Origin of the sequence: Novosphingobium sp. (genome assembly GCF_027489515.1) — a bacterium.
GTDB lineage: Bacteria > Pseudomonadota > Alphaproteobacteria > Sphingomonadales > Sphingomonadaceae > Novosphingobium.
Window position 1 is genome coordinate 53,423 of sequence record NZ_JAIXZS010000090.1, and the last position, 6,499, is coordinate 59,921.

Below are 6,499 nucleotides of genomic sequence, written 5' to 3' on the forward strand. Positions count from 1 at the left end.
TTTCGATGATCCGCCGCCTGCCCCCATTGCGCTCGCTCGAAGCGTTCATCCGCGTCGTGCGCGCAGGCTCGGCCAAGACGGCGGCTGCGGAGCTGGCGCTCAGCCCCTCGGCGCTCTCGCGGCGTCTGGGCGCACTGGAAGAGTTCATCGGCAAGCCTGTGTTCGAGCGCAAGCACCAGCTCTTGAAGCTCACCGAGGAGGGCCAGCAGCTCTATGACGCCGTCGCGCCGCTGATCGACGAGATGGCCGACCGTATCGACCGCCTGATCGATACCGGCCAGGTGCTGCGCCTGCGGCTTGGCGTACTGCCGTTATTTGGCAGCCAGCGCCTGTTCCCGCGTCTGGGTGAACTGAGGAAGCTCCATCCGCAGCTGCACATCGATATCGACAGTTCGGCCGCCGCCGAAACCAAGCTGGGCGACACGATCGACGCAGCGATCATCCTCTCCGAAGGGCCGGACGGCTCGCTGCATTCGGTGCGGCTCGATCACAACCGCGTCTATGCCATCGCGACCCCGGACATCGTGGCGGAACTCGGCCCTCGCCCCGATCTTGCCAAGCTGAACAAGCAAACCTTTCTCGTCCACAACGACCTGCCGATGAGCTTCGAAGCGTGGAAGCGCACGCTGCACCTGGAAGCGCTGCAGCCCGCTGCGATCGACCACTTCGATTCCGGCCAGCTGATCCTCGAGGCCGCCGCGCAGGGCCTCGGCATCGCGATCATGCACGATGATCACTACAAGCGAAGCCAGGATCCGCGCGTGGCCCGGCTCTACGACATCGAAGTCGACAGCCCCTATTCCTACTGGTTCGTCTGCCGCCCCCGCGCACTGCAATCGCGCCCGGTGCGGCTGTTCCACGACTGGATGATCAAAGCGGGGCTTTAGCGCGCGTCAGAGCACCACGCGGTACTGCACGAAGCCCGATCGCTCGGCGACCTTGTCGTAGAGCTTTATCGCGTCGGTGTTGGTCTCGTGCGTCAGCCAGTAGAGCCGCGAGGCGCCAGCCGCCTCCGCTTCGGCGCGGACATGAGCGATCAGCGCGCGGCCGGCGCCGCTGCCGCGCACGTCCTCGTCAACGTAGAGGTCCTGCAGGTAGCAGTACGGTCCTTCGGTCCAGGTCGAGCGGTGGAAGATCCAGTGGACCATGCCCACAGCCCGCGCGCCCTGCCAGGCAAGGCAGGCCCACATCGGCTCGGCTGGATCATGCAACCGCGCCCACGTGAGGTCGGTCACGCTTCCCGCGATCTCGACCTTGTAGAAGCGCTGGTAGCCCTGCCACAGGCGGTCCCACGCGGCGCGGTCCGCGCCGGTGGGAGGCCTCAGCACCGCGTCTGCCACGCGCAGGCGCCCTCAGGCTGCGACGATGGCCGCCTTGTGGATCACGCCGGGCTTTGCCGGCGGCTCGCCCTTGGGCAGCGCATCGACATGTTCCATGCCGCTCTCGACTTCGCCCCAAACGGTATACTGCTTGTCGAGGAAGCGCGCGTCGTCGAAGCAGATGAAGAACTGGCTGTTGGCCGAATGCGGATAGCTGGTGCGGGCCATCGAGCAGACGCCGCGCACGTGCGGGGCATCATTGAACTCGGCCTTGAGATCGGGCTTGGAGGAGCCGCCCATGCCGGTGCCCTGCGGGCAGCCGCCCTGCGCCATGAAGCCGGGAATCACCCGGTGGAACTTTACGCCGTCGTAGAAGCCTTCGCTCACCAGCTCCTTGATCCGCTCGACATGGCCGGGGGCCAGATCGGGGCGGAGATTGATAACAACATCGCCGCCATCGAGCGTGAGAACCAGCTTTTCGTCTGCCATTGTCGTCAAATCCCTTCTGCCTTTTCCCGGCATATAAGCCCTTGCGAGCCAAAGTATACCATCGAGGTTGCTTTTGCCTGCCCCATGCGTATCGCCTGCCAGCATGGCGCACGAGGAAGACCTGCACGATTCCGCAGTGGCGGAGGGCGGCTCCGTTTCGACGGAGACGGCGCCCGTGCACGACCACCACGAGCCCGCTCGCAATTCCGAAAGCCTCGACGACGAGGACAACACGCTGCGCCCCTCTTTCATCCGCCGCGTGACCGAGGCGCTCGATGCGGATGATCAGGAGACCGTCTACAACCTCGTCGAGCCGCTCCATCCGGCTGACGTAGCCGACCTGTTCGAGCTGATCGGTCCAGACTACCGCGCCCCCCTCGCCCGCGCGATCAACGACCTGCTCGGCTCCGAGGTGATCGCCGAGCTCAACGATTACGTCCGCGACGATCTCGTCGAAGAGCTCGATCCCGATGAAGTCGCCGAGCTTGCCGGCGACATGGAAACCGACGACGCTGTCGCGCTGATCCAGGATCTTGACGAGGAGGACCAGCAGGCCGTCCTCGCCGAGATGGAGCCGGAAGACCGCGCCGCGATCGAGAGCGCGCTCGCCTATCCGGAAGACTCCGCCGGCCGCATGATGAGCCGCGACGTGATCGCGGTGCCCGAACACCTCACCGTCGGCGATCTGATCGACTTCCTGCGCGAGGATCAGGACCTCGCGACCGAGTTCTGGGAAGTGTTCATCGTCGATCACAAGCACCATCCGGTCGGCACTTGCGCGCTGTCATGGATTCTGCGCACGCCGCGTTCCATCGCGCTGACTGACGTGATGAAGCGCGACCAGACGCTGATCCCGGTGACGATGGACCAGGAAGAAGTCGCGCTGCGCTTCCAGAAATACGCGCTGATTTCCGCCGCCGTGGTCGACGAAAGCGGCCGTCTCGTGGGCCAGATCACCGTCGACGACGTCGTCCACATCATCCAGGAAGAGGCGAGCGAGGACATCCTGCGCCTGTCCGGTGCAGGCGACGGCGACATCAACGAGCCGATCCACCTCACCGTGCGCACCCGCCTGTCGTGGCTGGTGGTCAACCTCGGCACCGCGATCATCGCTTCCTCGGTCGTCGGCATGTTCCAGGGCGCGATTGCCAAGCTGGCGCTGCTGGCGGTGCTCATGCCGATCGTCTCGGGCATGGGCGGCAATGCGGGGACGCAGACGCTGGCGGTGGTGGTGCGCGCCATTGCGACCAACCAGCTGACCAGCTCCAACACCGTGCGCATGATCTTTCGCGAATTGCGCATCGCGATGGCCAACGGACTCTCGCTGGGCGTGCTGATCGGCACCGGCACCTGGCTGCTGTTCCAGAACCCGCTGCTGGGCGGCGTGATCGGCGCGGCGATGGTGATCAACAATCTGGTCGCGGGCCTTGCCGGCATTCTCGTACCCGTCTCGCTCGACCGGCTGAAGGTCGATCCGGCCGTCTCCTCCGCCGTGTTCGTGACGATGGCGACCGACGTGATGGGCTTCTTCTCGTTCCTCGGCCTTGCCGTCCTCAGCGGGCTTGCCTGACAGCCATGCCTCTCCACATGACCAAGGTCGCCTACGGGGCGACATCGTTCGAAGACCTCCACAGCTGGTTCAAGACCCGCGGCGAGACTGCGCGGCTCACCACGCGCTATCTGCCCAAGCGGCACGAGGAGATGATCGGCGGCTCGCTCTACTGGATCCTCAAGCACCAGCTGGTTGCGCGCAGCGAGATCCTTGGCTTCGAGGAAGCGGAAGGCGGGCGGACCAACATCGTCATCTCGACCAGGCTGATCGACGTCCACCCCAAGCCCAAGCGCGCGCATCAGGGCTGGCGCTATCTGGAAGAAACCGATGCACCCGCCGATCTGGCGGACGGCGAAAGCGCGGACATGCTGCCGCCGAGCCTCGCCGGGGAACTCGCCAAGCTGGGGCTGGCCTGAGCGCGCGCGAAGTTGACACGGTTTACACAGTCCAGAGTAAAAACCTGCCGCCCTCGCCATGCTGCCGCTTCAGGCGGTGAAGATGGCGGATTTGCGCGGAATCCACGGAGCATTGATGGAACATACCACATGGCGGCACCTGTAGGACATCCTTCATAAATAACAGACGCGTCTGTTATTTATCGGTGGCGAGAAGCGGGTCTCACCGTTTGATGACGGCGAATAAGTCTGATAAATCAGCTTTTGAACCCATCATCGACAAAGGACCTGCCTGATGACCGTCGATCGCCGCACTGCCATGGGCCTTGGCGCCGCCGGCCTCGCCTCGTTCGCCCTGCCCGCCTTCGCCGCACCGGCTGGCTCGCGCTTTCAGGTGAAGGGCAACGACTTCCTGCTGGACGGGAAGCCGCTGCAGATCCTTGCCGGCGAGATGCACTATCCGCGCATCCCGCGTGCGCTGTGGCGGGACCGGCTGCGCAAGATGCGCGCGCTGGGGCTCAATACGCTGAGCGCCTACATGTTCTGGAATATCCACGAACAGACGCCGGGCGTGTTCGATTTCAGCGACAATCTCGATGTGGCGGCATGGGTGCGGATGGCGCAGGAGGAAGGGCTGCAAGTACTGCTGCGGCCCGGCCCCTATGTCTGCGCGGAATGGGACGGCGGCGGACTGCCGGCGTGGCTGCTGCCCGATGCCGCCGCGCCGGTTCGGTCCGCCGATCCGCGCTTCATGAAGCCCACCGCGCGCTGGCTGAAGCGGCTCGGCGAGGAGCTGGCGCCGCTGCAGATCGACCGGGGCGGGCCGATCATCATGACGCAGATCGAGAACGAGTACGGCGCGTTCGGCAGCGACCAGCGCTATCTGGGCGCGCTGGTGGACGCGACGCGCGCGGCCGGATTTACGGGCCAGCTTTATACCGTCGATGGCGCATCGGTGATGGAGAAGGGATCGATCCCCGGCATTCCTTCGGGCATCAACTTCGGCACGTTCACGCCCGGAGAGGCCGAGAAGGCGTTCAAGGAGCGGGCGGAAAAGGGCTTTGGCGGTCCGGCGTTCTGCTCCGAATTCTGGTCCGGCTGGTTCAACCACTGGCACGAGACGCAGGCGACGACGACCACCGAGAACGTGGTCGCCAACCTCAAGTGGATGCTCGACCGCAAGATGTCGGTGAGCTTCTACATGTTCCACGGCGGCACTTCGTTCGGGACCTGGGCGGGCGCCAATCTCGATGTGGAGAAGAATGTCTACGAGCCCGATATCTCGAGCTACGACTACGACGCGCTGCTCGACGAGGCGGGGCGGCCGACGGCGAAGTATGCGGCGGTGCGCAAGCTGCTGGCGGATTACCTGCCGGCGGACAGCTTCCACGACCTGCCCGCGCCGGAAAAGGCGTTGACCGTGGCGCCCTTTGCGCTGGGCGAAGTGGCTCCGCTGGCGCAATTGCTGGGCGCGGCGCAAGTGGCGCATGATCCGCAGACGCTGGAAGGTTGCGGGCGGGCGGCAGGGATGCTGCTCTATCGGCACCGGCTGGCGCAGGCGGTGAAGGGCCAACTCAGCCTGACCGAAGTGCGCGATCTGGCTCTCGTGACCGTGGACGGCAAACCCGTCGCAACGCTTGATCGCCGCCGGGGGGACAAGGGCTTTGCCATCGACGCACCGGCGGGGGCGGTGATCGAAGTGCTGGTCGATGCGATGGGCCATGCGAACTATGGACTGGGCGTCGGCCGGGACCAGAAGGGGCTGATCGGCCCGGTGAGCGTGGACGGCACGCCGCTGAAGGGCTGGGACCACCGCCCGGTGCTGCTGGAGGATGTGGCCAAACTGACCTTCACCGCGCGGCGCGGCGGGGAGACGGGACCGGCGTTCTATCGCGGCTCGTTCACCGCGAACGAGGCGGGCTTCACCTTCCTCGACCTTCGCGGCTGGGGCAAAGGCTATGTCTGGGTGAACGGTCGCAATCTGGGGCGGTACTGGTCCGCCGGGCCGCAGCGGGGCGTGTTCGTGCCCGCGCCGTGGCTGAAGGTGGGCGCGAACGAGGTGGTGGTGCTGGACCTGTTCGGGCCGACCGAGACGGTGCTTTCGGGTCGGGGGGAGATGATTTGGGATCGGGCGGCTGGGGTGACGACAGGTTGAGCGTGGGTGGATCGGGGATGAGCAAAGTGTCACCGGAATCCTGAAATACCCAATTTGAAGGCCCGTAACTGGCTTGCCTGCGGGCTTGCATTAAGCTTCACATGGCAACAGGTAGTTTAAAGCAATTCCCAAATAGAGCGACAAAGGTGGCACTACGAGTATGGAACATAGGAATGATGCATCACTCCCAATTTTCATAGATCTGTTGGCGCTAGCTAACTCGCTCAAGAAAAATGGTCAATATAGCACATTGAAGAAGAAACTTGTGCAGGCTTGGCGCACGCAGTCTTGCCTAGGTGATCTACGCCAAGCACAATACTGTTGCGATGCCCTTCGTGCGCTCCGCCCAGATGCGAAAGGCCCCACGACCACAGACGGCCATGCCATTGAAAAATCGCTGCTAACCACGGCCCTTCTACTGTATGCGCGCGCAACCCATACATCCGGCAAGGGCGAGGAAAGAGGTGCAATTAGAGCGGTTTTCGATCAATCTGGATCATATCCGCATGAACTGAAGTAGTTGGCGCATTCATCTGGCTGGAAGATGTCGACGAGCCTTCCGATAAGGTCCCACAGGCCATTTACGGTG

At 64.2% G+C, this 6,499-nt stretch carries 6 protein-coding genes and 1 pseudogene; 4 read left to right on the forward strand and 3 right to left on the reverse strand.

Going from position 1 to position 6,499, the window contains the following annotated elements; all coding sequences use genetic code 11:
- Window positions 1–5: 5 nt before the first annotated feature.
- Window positions 6–887, forward strand: coding sequence for a LysR substrate-binding domain-containing protein (locus tag Q0082_RS15930; RefSeq protein ID WP_298194501.1), 882 nt, complete (start codon window positions 6–8; stop codon window positions 885–887).
- Between the two features lie 6 nt (window positions 888–893).
- Here the strand turns inward: Q0082_RS15930 and Q0082_RS15935 are convergent, their stop codons facing one another.
- Together Q0082_RS15935 and Q0082_RS15940 are read right to left on the reverse strand one after the other, a co-directional pair.
- Entirely contained in the window at window positions 894–1,340 is a 447-nt protein-coding gene (locus tag Q0082_RS15935; RefSeq protein WP_298194502.1) for a GNAT family N-acetyltransferase, read from the reverse strand.
- 12 nt (window positions 1,341–1,352) lie between these two features.
- Entirely contained in the window at window positions 1,353–1,808 is a 456-nt protein-coding gene (locus Q0082_RS15940; protein ID WP_298194504.1) for a peptidylprolyl isomerase, read from the reverse strand.
- A gap of 103 nt (window positions 1,809–1,911) precedes the next feature.
- On the opposite strand from Q0082_RS15940, the gene mgtE reads away from it, so the two are divergent.
- The 3 genes from mgtE to Q0082_RS15955 all read left to right on the forward strand — a co-directional run bounded on the left by mgtE (window position 1,912) and on the right by Q0082_RS15955 (window position 5,910).
- Window positions 1,912–3,378: a magnesium transporter gene (gene mgtE, locus Q0082_RS15945; RefSeq protein ID WP_298194505.1), complete on the forward strand. Its 1,467-nt coding sequence runs from the start codon at window positions 1,912–1,914 to the stop codon at window positions 3,376–3,378.
- 5 nt (window positions 3,379–3,383) lie between these two features.
- A complete protein-coding gene (locus Q0082_RS15950; protein ID WP_298194506.1) occupies window positions 3,384–3,776 on the forward strand; it encodes a DUF1489 domain-containing protein in 393 nt (130 codons plus the stop codon).
- 274 nt (window positions 3,777–4,050) lie between these two features.
- Entirely contained in the window at window positions 4,051–5,910 is a 1,860-nt protein-coding gene (locus Q0082_RS15955) for a beta-galactosidase family protein (RefSeq protein WP_298194507.1), read from the forward strand.
- A 486-nt stretch (window positions 5,911–6,396) separates the two neighbouring features.
- On the opposite strand, the pseudogene Q0082_RS15960 reads toward Q0082_RS15955, so the two are convergent.
- A pseudogene (locus tag Q0082_RS15960) lies at window positions 6,397–6,499 on the reverse strand (IS630 family transposase); the annotation flags it as partial.